The sequence below is a fragment of the Mesorhizobium tamadayense genome, from assembly GCF_003863365.1.
Taxonomy (GTDB): Bacteria; Pseudomonadota; Alphaproteobacteria; order Rhizobiales; family Rhizobiaceae; genus Mesorhizobium; species Mesorhizobium tamadayense.
Map to the genome: position 1 here is coordinate 1 of NZ_RQXT01000165.1, position 1312 is coordinate 1312.

A 1312-nucleotide genomic window follows, 5' to 3' on the forward strand; every position below is an offset into this window, starting at 1 on the left:
GCCTCCTCGTCCTTGTTGATGGCGACGATGACCTTGGAGTCCTTCATGCCGGCAAGGTGCTGGATGGCGCCGGAGATGCCGACGGCGATGTAGAGGTCTGGCGCGACCACCTTGCCGGTCTGGCCGACCTGCCAGTCGTTCGGGGCGTAACCCGCATCGACCGCCGCGCGGGACGCGCCGACGGCGGCGCCGAGCTTGTCGGCGACGGGCAGGATCACTTCCTGGAACTTCTCCGACGAGCCGAGCGCGCGGCCGCCCGAGATGATGATCTTGGCCGAGGTCAGCTCGGGACGGTCGGTCTCGGAGAGCTTGTTCTCGACGAAAGAGGAGAGGCCGGGATTGGCCGCCGCCTGAATCGTCTCGACCGCAGCCGAGCCACCCTCGGGCGCGGCCTGGAAGGAGGCAGTGCGCACGGTGATCACCTTCTTGGCATCGGTCGACTGCACGGTCTGGATGGCGTTGCCGGCATAGATCGGCCGCTTGAAGGTATCGGGCGAGATCACCTCGATGATTTCGGACACCTGCGCGACGTCGAGCAGCGCCGCTACACGCGGCGCGACATTCTTGCCCACCGAGGTGGCCGGGGCGACGATCGTGTCATAGGAGCCGGCGAGCGAAACGATCAGAGCGGCCAGCGGCTCGGCCAGGCGCTCGGCAAGCTCGTCGGCTTCGGCCAAAAGCACCTTGCGAACGCCTTTCAGCTTGGCGGCGGCGTCAGCCGCGGCCTTGGCGCCCTTGCCGGCGACCAGCACATCGACGTCCGAGCCGATCTGAAGGGCGGCCGACAGCGCCTTGGCGGTCTGGTCGGAAAGGGTCGCATTGTCGTGTTCGGCGATGAGGAGAATTGCCATTTTCCTGTTCCTTTCCTGACCGCTCAGAGCACGCCGGCTTCGTTCTTCAGCTTGTCGACCAGCTCGGCGACGCTCTTGACCTTGACGCCAGCCTTGCGGCCGCCGGGCTCCTCGGTCTTGATGACCTTGAGGCGCGGCTTGACGTCGGCGCCGTAGTCGGCCGGGCTCTTCTCGTCGAGCGGCTTCTTCTTGGCTTTCATGATGTTGGGCAGCGAGGCGTAGCGCGGCTGGTTGAGGCGAAGGTCGGCGGTCACGATCGCCGGCATCTTCAATTCCACCGTCTGCAGGCCGCCGTCGACCTCGCGCGTCACCTTGGCATGATCGCCGGCGAGCTCCACCTTCGAGGCGAATGTCCCTTGAGCCCAGCCAAGCAGCGCTGCCAGCATCTGGCCGGTCTGATTGCTATCGTCATCGATCGCCTGCTTGCCGAGGATGACGAGGCCGGGCTTCTCGGCCTCGAC

2 protein-coding genes are annotated in these 1312 nt (G+C 66.1%); both read right to left on the reverse strand.

All coding sequences use genetic code 11. The annotated features are described in order from the left end of the window. Window positions 1-851, reverse strand: an 851-nt coding sequence (locus EH240_RS36995) for an electron transfer flavoprotein subunit alpha/FixB family protein (RefSeq protein ID WP_148101182.1), incomplete at its 3' end; no start/stop codon positions are given. Window positions 852-874: 23 nt separating this feature from the next. Next, a partial coding sequence (locus EH240_RS37000; protein ID WP_148101183.1) for an electron transfer flavoprotein subunit beta/FixA family protein occupies window positions 875-1312 on the reverse strand: 438 nt, incomplete at its 5' end.